Source organism: Allobosea sp. 10L422, from assembly GCF_056395345.1.
This window is the reverse complement of record NZ_JBFTJI010000007.1, coordinates 281,530-303,343: the sequence shown is the minus strand read 5'-3', so window position 1 is coordinate 303,343 and position 21,814 is coordinate 281,530. Positions and strand designations below refer to the sequence as shown.

The 21,814-nt window shown below is 65.8% G+C and carries 19 protein-coding genes; 3 read left to right on the top strand and 16 right to left on the bottom strand.

Annotation, left to right across the window (positions count from 1 at the left end; translation table 11 throughout):
- Positions 1–142 precede the first annotated feature (142 nt).
- The 16 genes from AC1DEZ_RS16420 to AC1DEZ_RS16345 all read right to left on the bottom strand — a co-directional run bounded on the left by AC1DEZ_RS16420 (position 143) and on the right by AC1DEZ_RS16345 (position 16,564).
- The gene (locus AC1DEZ_RS16420) at positions 143–700 is read right to left on the bottom strand and encodes an HNH endonuclease (RefSeq protein WP_441510706.1); all 558 of its coding nucleotides are present in this window, start codon (positions 698–700) and stop codon (positions 143–145) included.
- A 221-nt stretch (positions 701–921) separates the two neighbouring features.
- Positions 922–1,806, bottom strand: coding sequence for a 3-hydroxybutyryl-CoA dehydrogenase (locus AC1DEZ_RS16415; RefSeq protein WP_441510705.1), 885 nt, complete (start codon positions 1,804–1,806; stop codon positions 922–924).
- A gap of 84 nt (positions 1,807–1,890) precedes the next feature.
- Positions 1,891–2,835 carry an electron transfer flavoprotein subunit alpha/FixB family protein gene (locus AC1DEZ_RS16410; RefSeq protein WP_476780010.1) on the bottom strand — a complete coding sequence of 315 codons (945 nt, stop codon included), beginning with the start codon at positions 2,833–2,835 and terminating at the stop codon, positions 1,891–1,893.
- Positions 2,835–3,581 carry an electron transfer flavoprotein subunit beta/FixA family protein gene (locus AC1DEZ_RS16405; RefSeq protein WP_476780009.1) on the bottom strand — a complete coding sequence of 249 codons (747 nt, stop codon included), beginning with the start codon at positions 3,579–3,581 and terminating at the stop codon, positions 2,835–2,837. Before AC1DEZ_RS16405 ends, AC1DEZ_RS16410 begins: the two co-directional genes overlap by 1 nt.
- A 165-nt stretch (positions 3,582–3,746) precedes the next feature.
- A complete protein-coding gene (locus AC1DEZ_RS16400; protein WP_476780008.1) occupies positions 3,747–4,445 on the bottom strand; it encodes a rhomboid family intramembrane serine protease in 699 nt (232 codons plus the stop codon).
- Positions 4,446–4,453: 8 nt separating this feature from the next.
- A complete protein-coding gene (locus AC1DEZ_RS16395) occupies positions 4,454–5,035 on the bottom strand; it encodes a cob(I)yrinic acid a,c-diamide adenosyltransferase (RefSeq protein ID WP_441510701.1) in 582 nt (193 codons plus the stop codon).
- Between the two features lie 60 nt (positions 5,036–5,095).
- Entirely contained in the window at positions 5,096–5,692 is a 597-nt protein-coding gene (locus AC1DEZ_RS16390; RefSeq protein ID WP_441510700.1) for an acyloxyacyl hydrolase, read from the bottom strand.
- Between the two features lie 155 nt (positions 5,693–5,847).
- Positions 5,848–6,036, bottom strand: a complete 189-nt coding sequence (locus tag AC1DEZ_RS16385) for a twin transmembrane helix small protein (RefSeq protein WP_441510699.1) — start codon at positions 6,034–6,036, stop codon at positions 5,848–5,850.
- A gap of 67 nt (positions 6,037–6,103) precedes the next feature.
- Positions 6,104–7,384, bottom strand: coding sequence for a glycosyltransferase family protein (locus tag AC1DEZ_RS16380; protein ID WP_441510698.1), 1,281 nt, complete (start codon positions 7,382–7,384; stop codon positions 6,104–6,106).
- A 151-nt stretch (positions 7,385–7,535) separates the two neighbouring features.
- On the bottom strand, positions 7,536–8,306 hold the full coding sequence (locus tag AC1DEZ_RS16375) for a polysaccharide deacetylase family protein (protein ID WP_476780007.1): 771 nt from the start codon (positions 8,304–8,306) through the stop codon (positions 7,536–7,538).
- Positions 8,303–9,439 carry a glycosyltransferase family 4 protein gene (locus AC1DEZ_RS16370; RefSeq protein ID WP_476780006.1) on the bottom strand — a complete coding sequence of 379 codons (1,137 nt, stop codon included), beginning with the start codon at positions 9,437–9,439 and terminating at the stop codon, positions 8,303–8,305. The genes AC1DEZ_RS16375 and AC1DEZ_RS16370 overlap by 4 nt, the downstream gene beginning before the upstream one ends.
- 32 nt (positions 9,440–9,471) lie before the next feature.
- Positions 9,472–10,662 (bottom strand): ABC transporter permease, encoded by a 1,191-nt coding sequence (locus tag AC1DEZ_RS16365; protein ID WP_441510695.1) that lies wholly within the window; start codon positions 10,660–10,662, stop codon positions 9,472–9,474.
- Positions 10,659–11,657 (bottom strand): ABC transporter permease, encoded by a 999-nt coding sequence (locus tag AC1DEZ_RS16360; protein ID WP_476780016.1) that lies wholly within the window; start codon positions 11,655–11,657, stop codon positions 10,659–10,661. The genes AC1DEZ_RS16365 and AC1DEZ_RS16360 overlap by 4 nt, the downstream gene beginning before the upstream one ends.
- A 6-nt stretch (positions 11,658–11,663) precedes the next feature.
- A complete protein-coding gene (locus tag AC1DEZ_RS16355; protein ID WP_476780005.1) occupies positions 11,664–13,610 on the bottom strand; it encodes an ABC transporter substrate-binding protein in 1,947 nt (648 codons plus the stop codon).
- On the bottom strand, positions 13,607–15,490 hold the full coding sequence (locus AC1DEZ_RS16350; RefSeq protein ID WP_476780004.1) for an ABC transporter ATP-binding protein: 1,884 nt from the start codon (positions 15,488–15,490) through the stop codon (positions 13,607–13,609). The genes AC1DEZ_RS16355 and AC1DEZ_RS16350 overlap by 4 nt, the downstream gene beginning before the upstream one ends.
- A gap of 96 nt (positions 15,491–15,586) precedes the next feature.
- A complete protein-coding gene (locus AC1DEZ_RS16345; RefSeq protein ID WP_476780003.1) occupies positions 15,587–16,564 on the bottom strand; it encodes a polysaccharide lyase family 20 protein in 978 nt (325 codons plus the stop codon).
- A 161-nt stretch (positions 16,565–16,725) separates the two neighbouring features.
- Here AC1DEZ_RS16345 and AC1DEZ_RS16340 point away from each other — a divergent pair, with 161 nt between their 5' ends.
- From AC1DEZ_RS16340 to AC1DEZ_RS16330, 3 genes are read left to right on the top strand one after another with little or no spacing between them, the layout of a single operon-like run.
- Entirely contained in the window at positions 16,726–19,461 is a 2,736-nt protein-coding gene (locus AC1DEZ_RS16340; protein WP_476780002.1) for an ABC transporter transmembrane domain-containing protein, read from the top strand.
- Entirely contained in the window at positions 19,458–19,907 is a 450-nt protein-coding gene (locus tag AC1DEZ_RS16335) for a Crp/Fnr family transcriptional regulator (protein WP_441510690.1), read from the top strand. Before AC1DEZ_RS16340 ends, AC1DEZ_RS16335 begins: the two co-directional genes overlap by 4 nt.
- A 16-nt stretch (positions 19,908–19,923) precedes the next feature.
- A complete protein-coding gene (locus AC1DEZ_RS16330) occupies positions 19,924–21,756 on the top strand; it encodes an adenylate/guanylate cyclase domain-containing protein (protein WP_476780001.1) in 1,833 nt (610 codons plus the stop codon).
- Positions 21,757–21,814: the final 58 nt, after the last annotated feature.

The window sequence follows — 21,814 nt, the reverse complement described above, 5'->3', positions numbered from 1 at the left end:
TGCGAGACCAGCACATCGACCTGACGCAGCTTTGCGACGATCTCTTCGGGCTTGTGGCGCTTCTTCGGCATATCGGTCCTCCTGTCTGCCAAAAGACATACTTCAGGGTGGACCAATTCAACGGGGGTGGATCACCCAGGCCTTACGGCTCCAGCTCCGAGTCCCARTAGAGATAGTCCAGCCAGCTCTCGTGAAGATAGTTCGGCGGGAAGAGCTTGCCGTTGCGGTGGAGGTCGTTGACCGTCGGCGCGTAGGGCTTCTGGGCCGGGAACATCTCGACGGAGGCCGGCATCTTGTCGCCCTTGCGCAGGTTGCAGGGCGAGCAGGCGGCGACGACGTTCTCCCAGGTGGTGAGGCCGCCCTTGGAGCGCGGGATGACGTGATCGAAGGTCAGCTCGTCGCGCGTATTGCAATATTGGCAGGCGAAACGGTCACGCAGGAAGACGTTGAAGCGGGTGAAGGCCGGCGTCCGCGAGGGCTTGATGTAGCTCTTCAGCGAGACGACCGAGGGCAGCCGCATATCGAAGCTCGGGCTGCGGACGACCGTGTCGTATTCGGAAACGATGTTGACGCGGTCCATGAAGACCGCCTTGATCGCGTCCTGCCAGCTCCAAAGGGACAAGGGATAGTAGCTGAGCGGCCGGAAATCGGCGTTCAGGACCAGGGCCGGACAGCCGTCCGGCGATGCCATCGGATGCATCACATGCGCCGTCAAACCCGTCGCACCTCCGCTTCGTCAAGCGGGACGAATCCCGCCCTCAGATCAATGTAAGCGCGAGACGACAGGAATGTGAAGGAACTTATTGCGGGTGCGACAAACGCTCTCGCACGGGCGAGGTACTTCCTCGCTCGTGGCAGCCGGCAGGCAGATCGTGGTGATTTCGGTCGATTGGCGGGTTCTGGCCCGCCGGCCCCGGTTCGTCAGCGGGTCGGAACGGGTTTCTCGCCGCGATAATCGTAGAAGCCGCGCTTGGTCTTGCGGCCGAGCCAGCCGGCCTCGACATATTTCACCAGCAGCGGGCAGGGGCGATATTTCGAATCGGCCAGGCCGTCATGGAGCACCTGCATCACCGACAAGCAGGTGTCGAGGCCGATGAAGTCTGCGAGCTGAAGCGGGCCCATCGGATGATTGGCGCCGAGCCGCATGGCGGTGTCGATCGCCTCGACCGAGCCGACGCCCTCGTAGAGGGTGTAGACGGCCTCGTTGATCATCGGCAGCAGGATGCGGTTGACGATGAAGGCCGGGAAGTCCTCGGAGACCGAAACCGTCTTGTGCAGCTGGCCGACGAGGGCCTTGGCACGCTCGAACGTGCCGTCGTCCGTGGCGATGCCGCGAATCAGCTCGACGAGCTGCATCAGCGGCACGGGGTTCATGAAGTGGATGCCGATGAAGTGCTCGGGGCGGTCGGTCGCGGCCGCGAGCCGGGTGATCGAGATCGACGACGTGTTGGAGGCGAGGATCGCCTTGGGCTTCAGATGCGGACAGACGGCCGTGAAGATCTTGCGCTTGACCTCTTCGTTCTCGGTCGCCGCCTCGATGACGAGATCGCAATCGCCGAGATCGGCAAGGCCGACCGCAGGCTCGATCCGCTGCACGGCGGCGCGGCGATCCTCGTCGGCGAGGGCGCCCTTCTGGACCTGGCGGGCCATGTTTCCGTCGATGGTGGCGAGCGCCGCCTTGATCCGGTCCTCGGCGACGTCGTGCAGCTTGACGTCGAACCCGGCCACCGCGGCGACATGAGCGATGCCGTTGCCCATCTGGCCTGCACCGATGATACCGATCGTCTTGATCGCGTGGTCCGACATGGTTTGATCCCGGATAGTCTTCTTATGCTCCCGCAGGGAGCGGAACGGGCCGCCCTGAGGCGGCCCGGAACGATGGTCTATGCCTTACTTGCCGGCTTTCGCCAGTTCTGCGTCGAGCTCGGGCAGGACGGTGAAGAGGTCGCCGACGAGGCCGTAATCGGCGATCTGGAAGATCGGGGCCTCTTCGTCCTTGTTGATGGCGACGATGACCTTGCTATCCTTCATGCCGGCGAGGTGCTGGATCGCGCCGGAGATGCCGACGGCGATGTAGAGCTCGGGAGCCACGACCTTGCCGGTCTGGCCGACCTGCCAGTCGTTGGGGGCGTAGCCGGCATCGACCGCGGCGCGCGAGGCGCCCATCGCGGCGCCGAGCTTGTCGGCGACCGGCTCGATCACCTTGCCAAAGTTCTCGGCCGAACCGAGCGCGCGGCCGCCCGAGATGATGATCTTGGCGGAAGCGAGTTCCGGACGGTCGGACTTGGCGACCTCCTCGCCCTTGAAGGACGAGTTGCCGGGGTTCTCGGCGGCCGAAACGACCTCGACGGCAGCCGAGCCGCCTTCACCTGCCGCCTGGAACGAGGCGGTGCGGATGGTCAGCAGCTTCTTGGCGTCGGTCGCCTGCACCGTCTGGATGGCGTTGCCGGCATAGACCGGGCGCTCGAAGGTGTCGGGCGCGACGATCTTGCTGACATCCGAGACCTGCATCACGTCGAGCAGCGCGGCGACGCGCGGCAGCACGTTCTTGCCAGTGGTGGTCGAGGGCGCGACGATGGCATCGTAAGCCCCTGCGAGCTTCACGATCAGCGCCGCCAGCGGCTCGGCCAGCGCATGGCTGTAGGCCGCGTCATCGGCGAGCAGCACCTTCTCGACGCCGGCGAGCTTGGCGGCCGCGTCGGCCGCGGCCTTGGCGCCCTGGCCGGCCACGAGAATGTGGACGGGCGCGCCGAGCTGGGCGGCGGCGGTCAGCGCCTTGGCGGTGGCGTCCTTGATCGAGGCGTTGTCGTGTTCGGCGATCAGCAGCGTGGTCATCAGATCACCCCGGCGGTCTTGAGCTTGGAGACGAGTTCGGCGGCGTTGGCCACCTTGACGCCGGCGGAGCGTCCGGCGGGCTCGACCGTCTTCAGAACCTTCAGGCGCGGCGCAACGTCGACGCCGAGCGTCTCGGCCGAGGTCTCGTCGAGCGGCTTCTTCTTCGCCTTCATGATGTTCGGCAGCGAGGCATAGCGCGGCTCGTTCAGGCGCAGATCGGTGGTGACGATCGCCGGGAGCTTGAGGGTGACGGTCTGCAGGCCGCCATCGACCTCGCGGGTGACGTCGACGCTATCCGCGGCCAACTCGACCTTGGAGGCAAATGTGCCCTGCGCCCAGCCGAGCAGCGCGGCGAGCATCTGGCCGGTCTGGTTGCAATCGTCGTCGATCGCCTGCTTGCCGAGGACGACGAGGCCGGGCCCTTCCTGCTCGACCACCTTCGTCAGCAGCTTGGCGACGGCGAGCGGCTCGACCACGCCGTCGACCTTCACGAGGATGCCGCGGTCGGCGCCCATGGCGAGGCCGGTGCGGATCGTCTCGGCGGCCTGCGCCGGGCCGATCGAGACCACGATCACTTCGCTCGCCTTGCCGGCTTCCTTGAGGCGCAGCGCCTCTTCCACCGCGATCTCGTCGAACGGGTTCATCGACATCTTCACATTGGCCAGCTCGACGCCGGACCCATCCGCCTTCACGCGGATTTTCACGTTGTAATCAACCACCCGCTTGACGGGCACCAAGATCTTCATCGTCAGATCACCGTTCAGAAGAGATGCGCCTCGCGCCGCGCCGTCCAAGACGGCAGAGTGGCGGCATCGCGGCCCTCGGCTGGAATGCGCAGGGACCGTAGCGACGCCGGTTTGGGCTTGTCAACGTCGTCCAAGGTCTGGTCGGAGGGGCAAAAGCGCACGGGCTTACCCGCCGATGGTCGGGCGGCCGAACAAGGGCACGCTGCGATGAATGAAGAGCGGGGTGAGCGCGGCCCCGGTCGCAAGCCCGCCAAGATGGGCCCACCAGCCGACATTGCCGTCGGTCTGGAACAAGGCCGAGCCGGCCTGCAGCAGAATCCAGCCGCCGAGCGCGTACATCGCCGGGATATGGATCGGAATCCAGTTGAAGGCGACGCCCCAGATGCGGACCTGCGGATAGAGCATCAGATAGGAGGCGATGACACCGGAGATCGCGCCGGAGGCGCCGATCAATGGCTGTTCCGAATCCGGATACATTCCGGCGTGGATGAGCGAACCGCCGAGACCGCAGAGGAAGAAGAACATGAGGAAGCGGGCATGGCCCATCGCGTCCTCGACATTGTCGCCGAAGACCCAGAGGAACAGCATGTTGCCGGCCAGATGCGCCAGATTGGCGTGGAGCAGCACATTGCTGAACAGCGTCAGCCAGGGCGGCAGATGGGCGAGCCCTTCCGGCAGCTGCGCTGTGCCGAACAGCACCGAGGGGATCATGCCGAAGCCGGCCATGATCGCGAGCTCGGCGTTCTCCCCGGGCCAGAACCAGAGCGCAACCTGGGCTGCTAGACAGGCACAGATCAGCGCGTAGGTGACATAGGGAGTTCGCATGAAACGAAGTGGCACTCCGTCATGCAGGGGGAGGAACATGGCGCGCCTCAGCGATTCTGGCCGGGCACCCAGAGAACGTCCCCGCCGGCCTTCGCATTGAGGAAGCGGGAGGCGACGAAGAGGAAGTCCGACAGGCGATTGATGTATTTGAGCGCTGGCGGGGCGACTGTTTCCCCTTCCATGGCTGCCAGTTCCGTCATCAGCCGTTCGGCGCGGCGGCTGATGGTGCGGGCGAGATGGAGATGGGTCGCGGCGGGCGTCCCGCCGGGCAGGACGAAGGAGCGCAGGGGTGCAAGGCTCTCGTTCATCCGGTCGATCTCGGCTTCCAGGCGATCGACCTGCGCCTGCACGATCCGCAACGGCTCGAAGGCGAGCGCCTTGCCAGTTTCCGGCGTGGAGAGATCGGCGCCGAGATCGAAGAGGTCGTTGCTGATGCGGCCGAGCATGGCATCGACCTCGGCGTCTTCGCCCGCGGCATGGAGGCGCGCCAGGCCGATGCAGGCATTGGTCTCGTCGACGGTGCCGTAGGCGGCGACCCGCAGGTCGAATTTCGGGCGACGCGGCCCGGCCGTCAGCCCGGTGGTGCCGTCATCGCCGGTGCGGGTGTAGATGCGATTCAGCTTGACCATGCCACGCTTATAACGCGGCGCGGCGGGGACGGAAGTGCGGTTTTCTGCCGAGGCCGGTTGCTAGAACGTATAGCCGAGCCGGGCGCCGATATTGGCCGGGCCTCGCGGAGAGGATCCTGCACGGTCGCCGCAGCCTGCCGTGCTGAAATGCTCGAGCGTGGTGACCAGGTTCCAGCGATCGGAGAGCCGCACGCCGAGTGCCGCGGCCTCGCGGGTGCCGGTGTTGCAGCCGACATTGAGACGATTCTCGGGAACGACGAAGCCGCTCTTGCCGTCGTTCACGGCGGCGCCGAAGCTCGCCTCGACGAAGACGTCCCGGGTGACGTCGAAACTCCAGGTCGCTCCCGCATAGGCGTAACGCGTGCCGTTGAAGTTCAGGCTGGTGCCCAGGTTGAAGCGCGGGATGAAGGCCGCGGCGATTCGGTCCTGCAGGGGGATCAGGCGGGGCGAGAGCACTTCAGCTCCCACGTTGACGAGGCCGCCTTCGCGTCCGCCTGGGTTGGCGAGGCCGGCGCCGATGCGCGTTTCCCAGGCCGGGGCCGGCGGCTCTGTCGCGGGAGCGTAGCTGGAGACGTTGCCGGACAGAGAGCGGGTCTGTGCCTGAGCAGAGGAGGCCGCCAGACAACCGGCGAGGAGCAGCAACGCGACGCGAACCATGGGCCTTCGGCGGGGTGTGAGAGAGCAGGCGTTAGTGAAGCACACATACTCGTGTTCGGAATGTGGCAGAGCCCGTGCGGCCAAGGCTCCGTTCACAGCCAAGCGTTCGCGAAACATCAATGACGTCAATTAATTGGGCAGGATGCCGCGGAAGGTCAGCCGTTGCGGTACCAGAGCACGGCGACGATCAGGATGATCGCGACGAACTGCAGCACGACGCGCAGACGCATGAGCTTCTGCGAGGTGTCGGCGCTGCCGCCGCGCAGCATGTTCGCCAGGCCCAGCAGCAGCACGATGGAGACGGCGCCGACCGCGACCGAGACGAGAGTGTTCGAAAGCGTCATGTTGAAAGCCTGTAGAACGGAGCCCGAGCATTGACCAGCGGCGCGATGCCGCGCCGGCAGCACCGGGTCAGCTGGTCGCAGCGTTCTGCGCGAGAGCCCGGCCGCGCACGGTCTGCGAGAGATCGTCCGAAAGCGCGCGGCTGATCGCCGGCAACCCTTCGAGCAGATCGGGCATGAAGGCCTGCGATGGCGGCGGTCGCTTCGCCAGGGCGTGGAGCGCCCTCGCCATCACGAGCGGATCGCGCTCGCCCTCGCCGGTCTGCGAGGGGTCGCAGAGCATTTCGACCAGGCTCAGCTCGTCCGCGCGCTGCGCACGAATCGCCTGCTCCAGGCGAGGCTTCACGCGGGGCACGATCAGCGCCGGCTTGTCGAAGGAGAGGATCTCGCAAAAGGTGTTGTAGCCGCCCATCGCCACGACGCAGTGCGCCCGATTCATCAGCAGCTCGAGGCGAGGCTCGAAGCCGAGGCCCTCCAGCTTCGGGTTGCGGGCGATCCGTTCGGCGAAGTCCTTGCGCTTTTCGCGCGACATGAAGGGCCCGAACACGATCAGCGCCGGCAGTGCGATGGTCGGGTCGGCTTCATAAGCCGAGATCACCCAGTCGATCACGCCGGCGCCATCGCCGCCGCCGCCGGGGGTGACGAGGACGAAGGGCTGCTTCGTGATCCGTGGATAGCGGTTCGGCGGCATCGGGCTCGGGACCGCACGCTTGAGATAGCCGACATAGCGAATCTTGTCGGCGAAACGCTGCTGTTCGGGCAGGCCGATCAGAGGCTGATAGATGCCCTCCAGCCCGTAGACGAAGATGTCGTCATAGATGGTGTCGAGCGCTTCGAGCGCGCCGCTATGGCGCCACTCCTCCAGCAGTGTGGCTGGATCGTCGAGCACGTCGCGCACACCCAGCACGATGCGAGCGCCGCGGCGGCGCAGGATGTCGAGCGAGGGCTTCAGCTCGCCGCGCAGGCCGACGGGCTCCTTGTCGACGATGACGACGTCGGGATCGAAGGAAAGAACGGTCTGCTTGATGAGATCGGTGCGCAGCCGCAGCGTGTCGCCGAGATCGAGATTGAGATGATGCGGCTCGTAGCGGCCGTCGCTCTGCTTCTCGATGCCGGGAATGCGGACATAGTCGATGCCGTCGCCGAACTGGAAGCTCGAGATCACCGAAGAGCCGGAGACGATGATGACCGAGATGTGCGGAAAGCTGGCGATCAGCGCATTGGCGATGGCGCGGCAGCGGCGGATATGGCCGAGACCGAAAGTGTCATGGCTGTAGATCAGCACCCGCGGCGCATGCGGGCTGCGCGGCGCCCTTTCGGCCCCGACCAAATCGATGACGTTGGAAGACATTGGATGTCGCCCTCCGCAAAGGCCAGACGACCTCTTGGCGAGGACGAACGCAGCTCGGAACCAGTTGAAAGCGCTTATAGCGCGGCGAGGTTCATCAACCAAGCCCGTGGCGGTGGCAATGAGCAAGGATTCATCTTAGCCGGAGGCAAGCCTATACTCTTCCAGGAAGAAGCTCGGCCGGATCAGCGAAATGCACGGCCGGATGGGCCCCGGCGAGGCTCAAGATGTCGTGAAGAACGGACCACGCGCCTTCGTCATGGTCGCGGTGATGCAGGAGCAGACCGAGCGCGGCCGCCCGATGGGGGACATCGCCGCGCATCGCGATCATCTGCGCCACGATCTCGGGCAGAAGGTCATCCGGCCGCCGGCCCATGCGGCCGCCATGCCAGTCCATAACGTCGATTTGGGTGTTGAGCAGGCGCGGACCGCCGGTGGGACCGTGGCGATAATTGCGAAAGCATGACAGGCCGGAGAAGCCAAGGCTCCCGAGCCGGGCGGCGTGGCCGGGATCGATGCGATTCCAGGGCGGCACGAAGACCGGCAGGAAGTCGCTGCCGATCAGGTCGCGCAGACGGTCGCGACCCGCGGCGATCTCGCCATCGACGGCGGTCTCGGCGCGGTCGGCGCCGAATTCCGACTTCTTTGCCCCGGCCTGTGCATGGTTGCGATGCCAGACGCCGTGCTGGCAGGGGCGCAGGCGAGGCATGTCCTCCAGCGCCGAGGCCAGGGCGGGCTCGGCCAACATCGGTATGACCGCCAGCAGCACAGGTGCACCATGGCGTTCTGCAAGATCCGAGAGCCGCGTCAGCGCCGGCGTCGGCGCGACCGCATCGTCGTCCCGAAGCCAGAGCCGCAACTGGCGGCCGGCCGCCTGCCAGTTATCGAGCTCCCGCGACAGGGTCTGCCAATGCGTCTCGCTCATGACGCAGCGCTACCGGCAGCTTGGCGTTTGTCGCGGCGATGGCGGCAGGCGAGGTCGAGCCCTTCGGCCAGCCTGGCGGCGGCGCGGGCGTTGGTGCGCTCGTCCAATACGAAACGGCGCGCCGCGGCGCCCATCCGTTCACGGCGCGCCTTATCCTGCAGCATGGCGACGAGATGGCCGGCGAAAGCGGTTTCGTCGCCTTCCGGAGCCAAGAGCGCCGTCTCTCCCGGCACCACGGTGGCGGAGACGCCGCCGCTGTCGAAGGCGACCACGGGCAGTCCCACCGCCTGGGCTTCGAGATAGACCAGGCCATAGGCCTCGCGGACGCCCGGCCAGACGAAGATGTCGTGCCGTGTCAGCTCGTCGAGCGCCCGCTCGCGCGGTATCAGGCCGAGCCAATCGATCCGGCCTTGCGGCAGGCCCGCAAAAGCCGCTTCGATCACGGCGCGCTGGCGGCCATCGCCGACGATGCTGAGCCGCCAATCCGCATCGGCAATGCGGGCGAGAATGCGCGCGAGCGTCAGATAGCTGTTCTGCTTGGTGCCCTCGCGCATCATTGCAATGGTGATCAGGCGGGGAGGGCCGGAATGGTTCCGGCGCCGCGGCGGCTCGTCCCCGAAGGTGATGAAGGGCGGGAGCTCCAGAAGAGCGGTGCCGGGCCGGCGCCAGGGTTCGAGCCCTTGGCGGTCGCGATCGGTGAAGTAGAAGTGGACATCGCCTGCCGAGAGGCTGTGCCGGACGATTTCGGTCTGGGCGCTCCATTCATCGAAGGCGCGTCGTTCGGAGTCGCTGGCCTCGGCTGTGACATAGGGGATGCCGAGTGCCGTGGCGATCCCGGGGCCGAGCAGGTCCGGGGCGCGGTAGTAGTTGTGATATGTGAACCAGAGATCGGGGCGCGGGATTCCGGAGCGATAGTCCGCCAGCAGTTGGTCGCTAAGCCGTGCAGCGTCGGCGCGATGCTGGTCGAGGCAAGCTGGATCGGCGCTGGGCAGGTAGCCGCGGCCGGCCCGGACAGGTTCCACGACATGGCCCAACGTCTCCAGCGCCGCGACGAGCTGGCGCGCCATGCGGCGGTCGCCGGAGACGCCGCCATCGTCGAACAGGTTCAGCGGAGTGTGGAATGCAATGCGCAAGGCGATACTGCAAAGGGGCGGAACGTGGCTGGTCAGCGATACGGATCGGCCGCATCGCGCAGGCCGTCGCCAAGGAAGTTGAAGGCGAGGATGATCACGATCACGGGGACGACCGGATAGAGCAGCCAAGGATAAAGCGCCACTACATTGATGTTCTGGGCCTCGTTCAGCATCACGCCCCAGCTGGTGATCGGGGGTCTCAGGCCCAGGCCGAGGAAGGAGAGCGCGGTCTCGCCGAGGATGGTCTTCGGGATGGTGATGGTGGCCGACGCGATGAGATGGCTCATGAAGCCCGGCACCAGATGCAGGCCGATGATGCGGGCGGGCTTCGCGCCCATCAGCTGGGCGGCGACGACATAGTCCTCCTCGCGCAGCGACAGCAGCTTCGAGCGGACCGAGCGGGCAAGCCCCGTCCAGTCCATCAGGCCTAGGATGATGGTGATGCCGAAATAGACCACCACTGGGCTCCATGACGGCGGCATGATCGAGGCCAGTGCCAGCCAGAGCGGGATATGCGGCAGCGACTGCACGATTTCGATGATGCGCTGGATGAACAGATCGATACGGCCGCCATAATAGCCGGCGATCCCGCCGATGATGACGCCGAGGACGAAGGAGACGGAGACGCCGAGCAGGCCGATCGAGAGCGAGATGCGGCCGCCATAGAGGATGCGCGAGAGCATGTCGCGTCCGAGCCGGTCCGAGCCGAGCCAGAAGAAGGTGCCGTCCTTCGGGGGGCAGACGAGGCGCCAGCTGCCCGGGATCATCCCCCAGAACATGTAGCTGTCGTCGCCGCGGCAGAAGAAGCGCAGCTTCTGCGGCTGTGTGCTGTCGACCTCGTATTCCCGCTTCAGATTCTCCAAGTTGAGCCGCATCGTGTACGGGTAGACGAAGGGGCCGATGAAGCTGCCTTCGTGGAAGAGGTGGACGCTCTGGCCCGGCGCGCGGATGAAGTCGGTATTGCGCGTCGTGTAATGGTAGGGGGCGAGGAATTCGGCGAAGGCCGCCATCGCGTAGATCGCCACGATGACGAAGGCGGAGACGACCGCGAGCTTGTGCCGGCGGAACTTCCACCACATCAGCTGCCACTGCGACGCGAGATAGACCCGCTCCTGCTGCGGCGTCATCACCTCGGTGGCATAGGGCTCGAAAGGCGCGGTCGAAGCCGCATGCGGCAGCGGCGCGCCGTCGGGCGGGAGCGTGTTGAGTGAGTTCGCCTTCACTTGGTCGCGGCCCCCTGAAGACGGATGCGCGGATCCAGGATGGCGAGCGCGATGTCAGAGATCAGCACSCCGATCACGGTAAGCAAKGAGAGGAACATCAGGAAGGAGCCGGCGAGATACATGTCCTGGGCTTGCAGGGCCCGGATGAGCAGCGGGCCGGTGGTCTGCAGCGAGAGCACGATGGCGACGACCTCGGCGCCCGAGACGATCGAAGGCAGGATGTCGCCGATATCCGAGATGAAGAAGTTGAGCGACATGCGCAGCGGGTACTTCCGCAGCGCCTTGCCGGGCGGCAGGCCCTTGGCGCGGGCGGTGACGTAGTACTGCTTCTGCAGCTCGTCGAGCAGATTGGCGCGTAGCGCCCGGATCATGCCGGCGGTGCCGCCGGCGCCGATGATGATGACGGGAATCCAGAGATGCTCCAGCACGGATCGGAGCTTGGCCCAGCTCATCGGCTGGTTGAGATATTGCGGGTCGACGAGGCCGCCGATCGAGAGGCCGAACCAGAGATTGGCGAGATACATGAAGACCAGGGCCAACAGGAAATGCGGGACCGCGAGCCCGATGAGACCGAGGAAAGTCAGCCCGTAGTCGCCCCAGCTGTATTGATGCGTGGCCGAGTAGATGCCGATCGGGAAGGCCACGATCCAGGTGAAGATGATGGTGGCGAAGGATACCAGCATGGTCAGCAGCAGGCGGTCGCCGACGATCTCCCTGACCGGCCGCTGATATTCGAAGGAATAGCCCATATCGCCCTGAAGCAGGCCCGCGACCCACCAGAAATAGCGTTCGACCGGAGGTTTGTCGAAGCCGTATTCCTGTTTCAGGAATTCGATGCGGCTCATATCGGCCTTCTCGCCCTGTGCCTGCATTTCGGCCGCGAGAGTCTCGAAATAATCCCCTTCCGGGAGATTGATCACGGTGAAGATCAGCGCGCTGGTGACCAGCAGCGTCGGGATCATGATCAGGATGCGCTTGAGGATGTAGCGGAACAGCACGGATCAGCCTTTGGTCTCTGGCCGATCGAACCAGAAGGTGTCGGGCATGTAGCGGCCGATGAAGGCACCGGGCTCGAAGCTGTAGAGGCCGACCTCGGGCACATTGCGCAGATCGCGGGAGACGACGATGGGTTGCAGCGTGCTGTTGATCACGCCGATGGTGAACACCTGCTCGGCATTGATGGCCAGCATCTTGTGCCAGATGGCGCGGCGCTGGTCGCGCGTCGAGCTCATCCGCCATTCCTCGTAGAGCCGCACCAGTTCGTTGACCTCGTGCGAGGCCGGTCTCTCGCCCTCGCGGCCGCTGGTCTCGATGAACTGGCCCCAACGCGGCCACTGGAACTGAGCCGAGGAGGTCGGCGCCAGCGCATCAGGTTCCATGTCGGAGGTGACGAGCGCGTTGTCCATGCCGGCCCAGGCCGACATGACGGTCTGGCCCGCGACGATGCGGCGGCGGAAGACGTCGCGTTGCGTGGAGCGCGGATAGATTTTGATGCCGACGGTCAAGAAATCCTGCTTGAGGAGGTCGAGGATGTCCGTCTCATCSGTGYTCTCGCCGGCSGTTTCGATGGTGAATTCGAGCCTGCGCCCGTCGGGAAGCAGGCGCACGCCGTCATCGTCGTGCTTGGTCAGGCCGATCTCGTCGAGAAGCCGGTTCGCCAGCCCGGGGTCATGCTGAATCCAGAGCGAAGCGAGCGTCGGATCGTAGAGCGGGCTTTCCGGCAAGGCCGTGTTGGCGCTTTCGCGTGCCAAGCCGAAGAAGATCACTTTGTTGACGTCGGCGCGATTGATCGCGACCGAGAGCGCGCGGCGATAGCGCACGTCGCGATTGAGGTCGCGCCAGACCGGATCGATGGCGTTCAGATTCGGCAGAAGCGCGAAGTAGGAGCCCTCGGCCCGTTTCCAGAGCTTGACCTCGAAGTTCATCCGCTTCGAGGCCTCCTTGAGGAAGGTGTAGTTGTCGAAGCGGATGTAGCGGGCCTGAAGATCGGCCTCTCCCGCAGCCGCCTTGGCCGGGATCAGCGAGCTCGTACCGAGGGTCAGCGTGACCTGATCGGCATAGGGCAGCTGCCGGCCCTTCTCGTCGACACGGTGGAAGAAGGCATTGCGTTCGAACACGAATTGCTCGGCCGGCAGGGGCGTGGTGTTGCGCCAGGGCTCGAGCGTCGGAAGGTTCGGGTTTTCCGGCCGGTACATGCGCGAGAGGCGCTCATGGAGCGCGCCCCAGTCGCGCACGCGGTTCTCCTTCACCCGCTGGACCAACTCGTGCTTGGGTGCGTGCTTCTCGTGGAACTGCTTGAGGTAGCGCGACGGCATGAAGATATAGGTCGGTTGCGCGCCCGCCAGCGCCGGCAGGAAGATCGGGTTCGGCATCTCCCAGCTGTAGCGAACCTCGGTCTCGCTCAGCACTTCAAAGAAGGGGAGATTGCCGCCAGCCAGCATCGCCTGAGGCGGTCCGCCGGGCGACAGGCGCTTGTTGTTGGCGACATCCTCCCACCAGTAGCGGAAATCCTCCGTGGTGAAGGGAGAGCCGTCGGACCAGCGATGGCCGGTGCGCAGGCGCAGCGTGAAGATGCGGCCGTCCTGGACGTCGCAGCTCTCGAGAACGTCCGGCACGAGCTCCAGAGTCTCATCGTAGACCATCAGGCGCGTGTAGCCGTAGAGGGTCATCATCCGGACATCGCGCTGATCGCCCATCAGCATGCGGATATTGCCGCCATGGCGCCCCGGGGTGCGGCCGAGCTTGCCGAGGTTAATGAGGCGGGGCAACGCCGGCAGGCGCTGCGCCACCGGCGGCAGCGTCCCCGCGGCGACCTTCTCGGCGAAGAAGGGGCTGTCGATCGGGGCAGGTTGAGCCAGCGCGCGGCGGGGCAGCGCGGCCCCGGCAAGCGCGACCGTTCCCAACAGCAGGGCGCCGCGGCGCGTCGTGTGCGAGCGACGGGAGGTCATGGGACCATCTCCCGCACATCGGCATTGGGCCGCGCAAGGACGTAGTGACCGCTTCCGAGCGACAGATGCGCCAGGTCAGAGGCGTCGGAACCGACCTTGAAGGCGTCACCCCAATGGCTGTCATCGGATGCACCGCCAGGCGCCGCGAGCTTGAAGTCGAGCTTGCGATCGAGATCGGGGAAAGGCACGGAGCGCAGCAGCGCCTTGGTGTAGGGATGGACCGGCTTGGTGAAGAGGATATGGCGCGGCGCCAGCTCGACGATGCGGCCATTGGCCATCACCGCGATGCGATCCGCCATGTAGTTCACCACGGCGAGGTTGTGCGAGATGAACAGGAAGGTGAGGTCCCGTTCGGCCTGGAGATCCTTCAGCAGGTTGAGGATCTGCGCCTGCACGGAGACATCGAGCGCCGAGACCGGTTCGTCGCAGATGATCAGCTCGGGATCGAGCGCCAGGGCGCGGGCGATGCCGATGCGCTGGCGCTGGCCGCCCGAGAAGGAATGCGGATAGCGGTTCAGGAAGCGGACATCGAGCCCGACATCCTGCATCAGGGAGCGAACCCGTTCGTCCTGAGCAGCAGAGTGGCCCCTGTCGTGGACCGCGAGCGGCTCGCGCAGGATGTTCATCACCGTCATGCGTGGCGACAGCGACGAGACGGGATCCTGGAAGATCATCTGGATGCGCGGGCGGAAGGCCCGCAATGCCTCGCCCTTCAGCCCGAGCACGTCGACCCGTTCATGGCCGTCATCGAAGACGACTTCTCCCGAATCGGCTGTGACGGCCCGCATCACGATCTTGCTGACCGTCGTCTTGCCGCAGCCGCTCTCGCCGACGAGACCGAGGCATTCGCCGCGGCGGATGTCGAAGCTGACATCGTCGACGGCTTTCACGACACTTTGCGTACCCTTGCCGAAGAAGCCGCGGGAGCCGGTGACATAGGTCTTGCGGAGGTTGCGGACCCGCAGGAGCGGCGTGTTCTCGCGATCTCCCGGCGGCGGGGCGGGGCGGGGCGCCGCCGGGGGGCGGGGCCTGGCTTCGCGCAGCGCGACGAGGCGCTCGCCCTCTTGCATGTCGAAATGCGGCGAGGCGTTCAGCAGCGCCTTGAGATAGGGATGGCGCGGCTGCCGGAAAATGTCCTCGACCGGGCCTCGCTCCAGGATCTCGCCGTGGAATATCACCACCACCTCGTCGGCCATGTTGGCGACGACGCCGAGATCGTGGGTGATCAGCAGGATCGCCATGCCCATCTCGGCCTGGAGATCGCGCATCAGGTCGAGCACCTGCGCCTGGATGGTGACGTCGAGCGCGGTGGTCGGCTCGTCGGCGATCAGCAGGGCCGGCTTGCAGATCAGCGCCATGGCAAGCATGGCGCGCTGGCGCAGGCCGCCGGAGAGCTCGAAGGGATACAGCCCATAGGCGCGATGGGCGTTCTTGAAGCCGACGCGCTTCAGCATGGCCTCGATCAGGCCGCGCGCCTCGGCTTTCGGCATCGGCCGATGCAGGAGCAAGGCTTCCTCGATCTGGTTGCCGATGGTGTGGACCGGCGAGAGCGAGGACATCGGCTCCTGGAAGATCATGCCGATGCGGCCGCCGCGCAGGGCCCGGATCTCGGGGCCTTCGGCAGGCAGCGCCGCGATGTCGGTCACGCTCTGCGGCGCCAGCGGGTCGCGGAACAGAATCTCACCCCCCGTCACGGCGCCCGCGCGGGGCAACAGGCCCATGATGGCCTGCGAGATGACTGATTTGCCGGAGCCGGATTCGCCCACGAGCGCGACGGTCTTGCCGGCGGGAACGCGCAGGCTCGCGCCCTTCACCACCTCGCGGGACAGGCCGTGAACCGTGAAGCCGATACGCAGGTCGCTGATGCGCAGGATATCCATAGCCCGATCTGACGCCACCCCGGAACCGTCCGCAATTCTCCTGACTTCACTAGACGTCTAAAGTTCGGTCTTGCCAATGACTTTCGACATAGCGACTCATTCGGCCGGACATTGGCCGAGCCGGATGACATCGCTGCAACGCGGCCCCCGGCGGAAACCGCCGTAGCTGACGCTCCAGGGCTGGAGGCCGGGGGCGCGGTAGGGGCCGAATTTGAAGTACTGGTTGGTGGCGAGACCCGGGCCGCTATGGCCGATATGCCCGCGGATGGTCACGATCGGGTCGCCGTTGGCCATGATCTCGATGTATCCGTCGCCATGGGGGCCTGGTTGCGATCGGATCACGAAATCGATCCAACCGTTCCGGGCCGCCGGCAGATCGGCATGGCGTGTGACCTGGATGCCCGGGGCACAGGCATCGAAATAGCCGGGGTAGCTTTCGCGCGCAGCGCCGGCCTCGATCGCGACCAGAGCCCGCGTCTGGCGAACCTTCGGGCGGTCGAGCACCAGGGCCTCGCCGGGGCGGCAGCCATCCGGGCGCTCGGGGCTCCCGATTGGATAGGACGCGATGCGATCCGTCTCGACGGTGACGCCGAGATGCCCGCGATAGAGCCGCAGTGCCAGGAAGGGCGAGTAGTCTCCCACGGCGCCGGGGAGGATCTCTCGCTTCCATTGGGCGATCACATATCTGCGATCGTCCTGCGGCAGCGGGGCGTCGAGACGCAGGGCCAGCCCGTACCAGACCGTGCTGCCATAGGGAGCAAGCACCTGCGGGCGCTCCCAGACCTCGGCGCGCTCGCTGCAGCCGAGCTGGTGGGGTGGGCAGGCCGCCATGACCGTGAGGGTCAGCGCGCCGGTGCCGGCCGAAGGCGAGGCAGGGCTGAAAACCATCCGGCCGGCGCGCTGCTCGACGTTCTCCTTGTAGAATAGCCCGCCCTCGGCGGCGAAACCGCCCTTGTCGAAGCCATCATGCAGGAGGTCGGAAGCGTTGCCGGCTGCGACTTCGGCGCAGGCGGATGCAAGGGGGGAAGCAACCGCGACCACAAGAGCAGCACAGGCAATGGCCGTACGGAGCAACAGGCGCCTCACATCGACCCCCGACGCGGCGCGATCCGGCTGTGCCGCAGGTTCAAAGTGGCTCGCATTGCACTCCGCCGCAACCTCACCACATATGGTCGCTCGCAGGGGCCTTGCCCCGAGATGACAGCGCCGTCGGCGTTTCGCGACAGGATTGCCCTTTGGAGCCCAACCTCTTCCGTTACATCTGGCAGAAGAGTCGCGGCGAGCAGATCATCGTCCTGCTGATCATCGTTGTCTCGATACCCTTCAACTGGGCCTCGTTCGACGTCCCCAAGCGGATCGTCAACGACGCCATCCAGGGAGGGGCCTTCAGAGGCGGCAAGACCACCGCCACCTTCATGGAAATGACGCTGCATCTGCCGTCCTGGCTCGGTGGGGCGACGCTGAGGCTGTTCGAAGGGTTTCAGGTCAATCAGGTCGGGCTCCTCATGGGGCTCTCCAGCTATTTCCTGGTGCTCGTTCTGATCAACGGCGCCTTCAAATACATCGTCAACGTGCGCAAGGGCATTCTCGGCGAGCGCATGCTGCGGCGCATGCGCTACGACCTTTTCAGCCAGCTGCTGCGGTTTCGCCCGGAGGAGATCCGGGCAGTCAAGCCGGCAGAGATCGCCAGCATGATCAAGGACGAGGTCGAGCCCATCGGCGGCTTCGTCGGCGACGCGTTCATCCAGCCGGTCTTCCTGCTGAGCCAAGCCCTGACCGCGCTCGTTTTCATCATGGTGCAGAGCTTCTGGCTCGGCTCGATCGCCCTGCTGATCGTGCTGGCGCAGGCCATCATCATCCCGATCCTGCGCCGCGAGCAGCTGAGATTGGGCCGCGAGCGCCAGATCGCATCCCGCCAGCTTGCAGGAAGGATCGGCGAAATCGTCGATGCCGGGCCGATGATCCAGGGGCACGGCGCTGCGGGATACGTTCAGGCGGATATTGCCGCGCGCCTCGGGCGCCTCTTCGACATCCGCTACGAGCTCTACAAGCGCAAGTTCGCGGTCAAGTTCCTCAATAACCTGCTGGCGCAGGTCACGCCGTTCTTCTTCTATGCGATAGGCGGCTATTTCGCGCTGCAGGGACGCCTCGACATCGGCCAGCTGGTGGCGGTGATCGCGGCCTATCGTGACCTGCCTTCGCCGATCAAGGAGCTGATCGACTGGGACCAGCAGCGCAACGACGTCACGATCAAATACGAGCAGGTGATTTCCCAGTTCAACAGCGACGACACGCTCGTCCTCGACGAGGCGAATGGCTGCTCGCCGCTGCCGGTCAAGGGAAGCATCCGGCTCGAGGCCGTGCAGATGCTGGACAATCGCGGGCAGCCGCTGCTGACGCCGCTTTCATTCAGCCTTCAGCGCCCGGGCTGCGTCGCGTTGATCGGCCCCCATGGCAGTGGCGGGGATGTGCTCGGCCGCATCCTCGGGCGACAGGCGACAAATTATTCGGGGCGGGTGCTCATCGATGGCGAACTGCTCGCGGACATGTCGGTCGAGCGGGCGAGCCATCTGATCGGCTATTCCGGAGACCAAGCGGAGATCATCGCCGGGACGATGCGGGACAACATCCTGTTGCCGCTGCGGCGGCGTCGGCCGGAGATCAAGTCCGAGGGGCCGGTTTCACCGGAGGAGCATCGCCGCTTTGTCGAGGCGGTCCGCTCGGGCAACTCGCCATTTCCCTTCGAAGCGGACTGGACGGATTACGACGGCGTCGGGGTCGCCGACGCGGCCGAGCTCGCGGCGCGGGTGCGCGAGCTGCTCGACGTGTTCGGCTGCACGCAGGACGTGTTCGAGCTCGGCCTGGGCGGCAAGGTGATGCCGCCGGTGAGCGCGGAAGCCACCGAGCGCATCATTACCGCCCGTCAGGTCGTGGCGGCGGAGCTCGAGCGCATCAACCTTGGCGAGCTGATCGAGCCCTTCGTCCTCGACCGCTACAACCGAAATGCTTCGATTGCCGAAAACCTGATCTTCGGGACACGGACCAGCGCCCGCTTCGCCAATGCGACGCTGCTCTTCGAGCCTTACGCCCAATCGATCCTCAAGGCGGAGGCCCTGGTCGAGCCGATGACCGAGATGGGCGGGCGGATCGTCGCGACCGTCGTCGAGATCTTCGCCGGCCTGCCGCCAGGGCATGCGCTGTTCGAGCGCTATACCTTCGGCGAGAATTTCGATTTCGAGCGCCTCAACGAGCTGGCGGCCATCCTGGCCAAGCACGATATGCGAAGCCCGCTCGACCAGGAGACGGAGCGCGACCTGGTGGCGCTGGCACTGGGCTATATCGAGCCCAAGCACCGGCTGAACCTGATCGACGACCGGCTCGAGCGCCGTGTCCTCAGAGCGCGGGCAAGCTTCCGCAAGCACCTGCCGGCCGATGCTGCAGCCGATGTGGACTTCTATGCTCCCGATAAGGTCATGCTCGGCGCCAGCGTGCGGGACAACCTGATGTTCGGCCGCATCGGCTACGGCATCCCCGACGCAGGCCGGAAGGTGGCGGAGATCGTGTTGCAGGCGCTCGAACGCTCAGGCCTCGGGGAAGCGCTGTATCGCCTCGGGCTCGATACCGAGAGCGGCATCCGCGGGCGCTATCTGCCAGCGCGTCTGCTGCATGCGATTCCCCTGGCGCAGGCTCTCGTCAAGGCGCCGCAGATCGCTGTGCTCGACGTCTCGGCCCTGCTCGCAATCTCCGACGAGCCGGAGAAGATCGTCGCCCGGCTACGCAGCTATTGCGCTGGTATGACGCTGTTTCTTCTGCTGGGAGATGCTAGACTCGTTGAGGATGTCCCGATGCGGGTCGTTTTCCATGGGGCGACCGGCTCGGTCGAGGCGGGCGGGGCGCTCGAGGCGGCGAACGATGTCGGCGGCCAGGCGTTACGCTTTGCGGATGCCCAGCGAATGGAGGCACGGTCATGAGTCTGGAAGCCGATATCGGCTGCTTGCGCAGCCTGCCGCTGTTTCGCGACATGCCTCCCTCGCGGCTCAAGCTCGTCGCCCTCATGGGCGAAAGATTGCGCTTCGAACCGGGTGCAGTCCTGATCGACCAGAAGGACCGGCTGGACGGCGTCTATGTCATTCTCGAGGGGGATGTCGAATTCTCGCAGTCGCGCCCGGACGGCGAAGGGCGTCGGTTCCAGAAGGACGCCGGCAGCATTACCGGAGACGTATCGCTGCTCAGCGGCCGGCCGTTCATCGGCACGGTCAGCGCGAAGACGCCGGTCCTGGCGCTGAGAATTCCGAAGGACCTGTTCTTCGAACTGCTCCAGACCGTGCCGGAATTCAGCCTTGCGGTCTGCCGCGACCTGGCGGATCGCGTTCATCGTCTTGCGAGCGTCTTGCTCCGCGAGCACGAAACCGTCTGATGAGGTCAAGCGTCGTATGAATCGGCCACAAGCCGCCGGCACGCAGCGCCCGCAGATGGCGCGCAGCAGCATGGGCGCGAGCATCGATCAGGTCTCGTCCTGGAGCCGCGACATCCGCCTCGTCTCGGGCCTGATCCTGCTGACCTTCGCGACGACGCATTTCCTCAACCATGCCATGGGCATCCTCGGCCTCGATGTCATGGAGCGCGTCCAGGACTGGCGCTACAATGTCTGGCATTCCCGCATCGGGACGATCGTGCTCTACGGCGCACTGATCATCCATCCGGTGTTCGCGCTGCTGCGCGTGGTCCAGCGGCGCACCTTCAAGATGCCGCTGCGCGAGATGCTGCAGATCGCGCTGGGTCTCGCGATACCGCTCCTGCTGGTCGATCACATCGTCAGCACGCGCGTGCTGGGGTATTATTTCGGCGTCGACGAGACCTATCATGCCGTGCTTCGGCGGCTGTGGCCGAGCCGTGCGCTGCTGCAGTCGCTGCTGCTGCTGCTGGTCTGGACGCATGGCATCCTCGGTCTCCATTTCATGCTGCGTTCGCGCGACGCCTATCGCCATTGGCGCGATCCGTTCCTGCTCGTCTCGATCCTGATCCCGCTGCTGGCATTGATCGGCTTCATGGTGGCGGCACGCGAGGCCGAGCGGATGGCGCTCCCGCCCGAGTTCGTCACCGACGCGCAGCGGGTGATGTTCGACCGCGACGTGATGTGGGCGAAGAGCGCCTTCTACGGGCTGGTGGGCGCCTTCGTGCTGTTCGTCGGCATCCGCGAGATCCGGGTCAGGACGCGACGGGAGATCACGGTACGTTTCGTCGGTCACGGTACGCGGCGGCTGGTGCCGGGGCCGACGGTGCTTGAGATGTTCCGGCGCTTCGGCATTCCGCACGCGGCGCTCTGCGGCGGGCGGGCGCGCTGCGCCACCTGCCGCGTGCTGGTGATGGACGGCATCGACAAGCTGCCGTCGCCGGGGCCGAACGAAGCCAGGTTGCTGCGGCGCATCTCCGCGCCGGAAGGTGTCCGGCTTGCCTGCCAGATCAGGCCGCAAGACGACCTGCAGGTGCAGATCCTGCTCGCCTCGCGCCTGAACGCCGCCGGTGCGCGCACGTTGCAGCCCGACGATGCCGTCAACAAACGCGGCCTGACGGTGGTGGTCGCCGATCTGCGTGCCTTCTCGGCGCTCTCGGAGCGGCAGCTGCCCCGCGAACTGATCGGTCTGCTCAACCGCTTCTTCGACGAGATGGGCCAGGCGATCACGGCCCATGACGGGCGCATCGATGCCTTCTACGGCGATGGCTTCATGGCCGTGTTCGGCCTCGAGGGCTCGCAGGCGCGCGGCGCGCAGGCGGCGATCAGCGCTGCGGCCGACATCGTACGGGCGGTTGACGCGCTCAACCGCGAGTTTGGTGTGGCGCTGCCTCTGCCGCTGAGGATCGGGATCGGGATCCATACCGGCGATGCCATCACCGGTGCGGTCGAGAACGACAATCTCGGCCGGCGCGAGATCACGGTTGGTGAAACGGTCATGATCGCGAGCCAGCTCGAAGCCGCGACGCGCCGGGTTCTCGCCGATGTCGTGGTGTCGGAAGACACGATTCGCACTACCGGCCGCAGCTACGCTGGAACCGTGCCGCTCAAGATCGCGATCAAGGGGCGCGAGAAGCCGTTGACGGCCTATGGCTTTGCGAGCGCGCCGGAAATTGCCCGCCGCAAGCGCGAGGATGCGGCGATGGCGGCGAGGCCGATTCCGGCCGCTGCGTCGGAGGAAACAGCGGGCGACGCGGCCGAGCCGGCGGTGGGATCGGCATCCGGGACGGAAGAGGCGAATCCGCGCGATTGAACAGGCACGGGAGGCTGGCCTTTGCCGCAACCGCTGCCTATGGTCCCGCCAGTTTTTG

Coding starts and splice junctions, on each gene's coding strand:
- AC1DEZ_RS16415 (WP_441510705.1), bottom strand. CDS start 1,806: ATGTCGGACCACGCGATCAAGACGATCGGTATCATCGGTGCAGGCCAG.
- AC1DEZ_RS16410 (WP_476780010.1), bottom strand. CDS start 2,835: ATGACCACGCTGCTGATCGCCGAACACGACAACGCCTCGATCAAGGAC.
- AC1DEZ_RS16405 (WP_476780009.1), bottom strand. CDS start 3,581: ATGAAGATCTTGGTGCCCGTCAAGCGGGTGGTTGATTACAACGTGAAA.
- AC1DEZ_RS16400 (WP_476780008.1), bottom strand. CDS start 4,445: ATGTTCCTCCCCCTGCATGACGGAGTGCCACTTCGTTTCATGCGAACT.
- AC1DEZ_RS16395 (WP_441510701.1), bottom strand. CDS start 5,035: ATGGTCAAGCTGAATCGCATCTACACCCGCACCGGCGATGACGGCACC.
- AC1DEZ_RS16390 (WP_441510700.1), bottom strand. CDS start 5,692: ATGGTTCGCGTCGCGTTGCTGCTCCTCGCCGGTTGTCTGGCGGCCTCC.
- AC1DEZ_RS16385 (WP_441510699.1), bottom strand. CDS start 6,036: ATGACGCTTTCGAACACTCTCGTCTCGGTCGCGGTCGGCGCCGTCTCC.
- AC1DEZ_RS16380 (WP_441510698.1), bottom strand. CDS start 7,384: ATGTCTTCCAACGTCATCGATTTGGTCGGGGCCGAAAGGGCGCCGCGC.
- AC1DEZ_RS16375 (WP_476780007.1), bottom strand. CDS start 8,306: ATGAGCGAGACGCATTGGCAGACCCTGTCGCGGGAGCTCGATAACTGG.
- AC1DEZ_RS16350 (WP_476780004.1), bottom strand. CDS start 15,490: ATGGATATCCTGCGCATCAGCGACCTGCGTATCGGCTTCACGGTTCAC.
- AC1DEZ_RS16335 (WP_441510690.1), top strand. CDS start 19,458: ATGAGTCTGGAAGCCGATATCGGCTGCTTGCGCAGCCTGCCGCTGTTT.
- AC1DEZ_RS16330 (WP_476780001.1), top strand. CDS start 19,924: ATGAATCGGCCACAAGCCGCCGGCACGCAGCGCCCGCAGATGGCGCGC.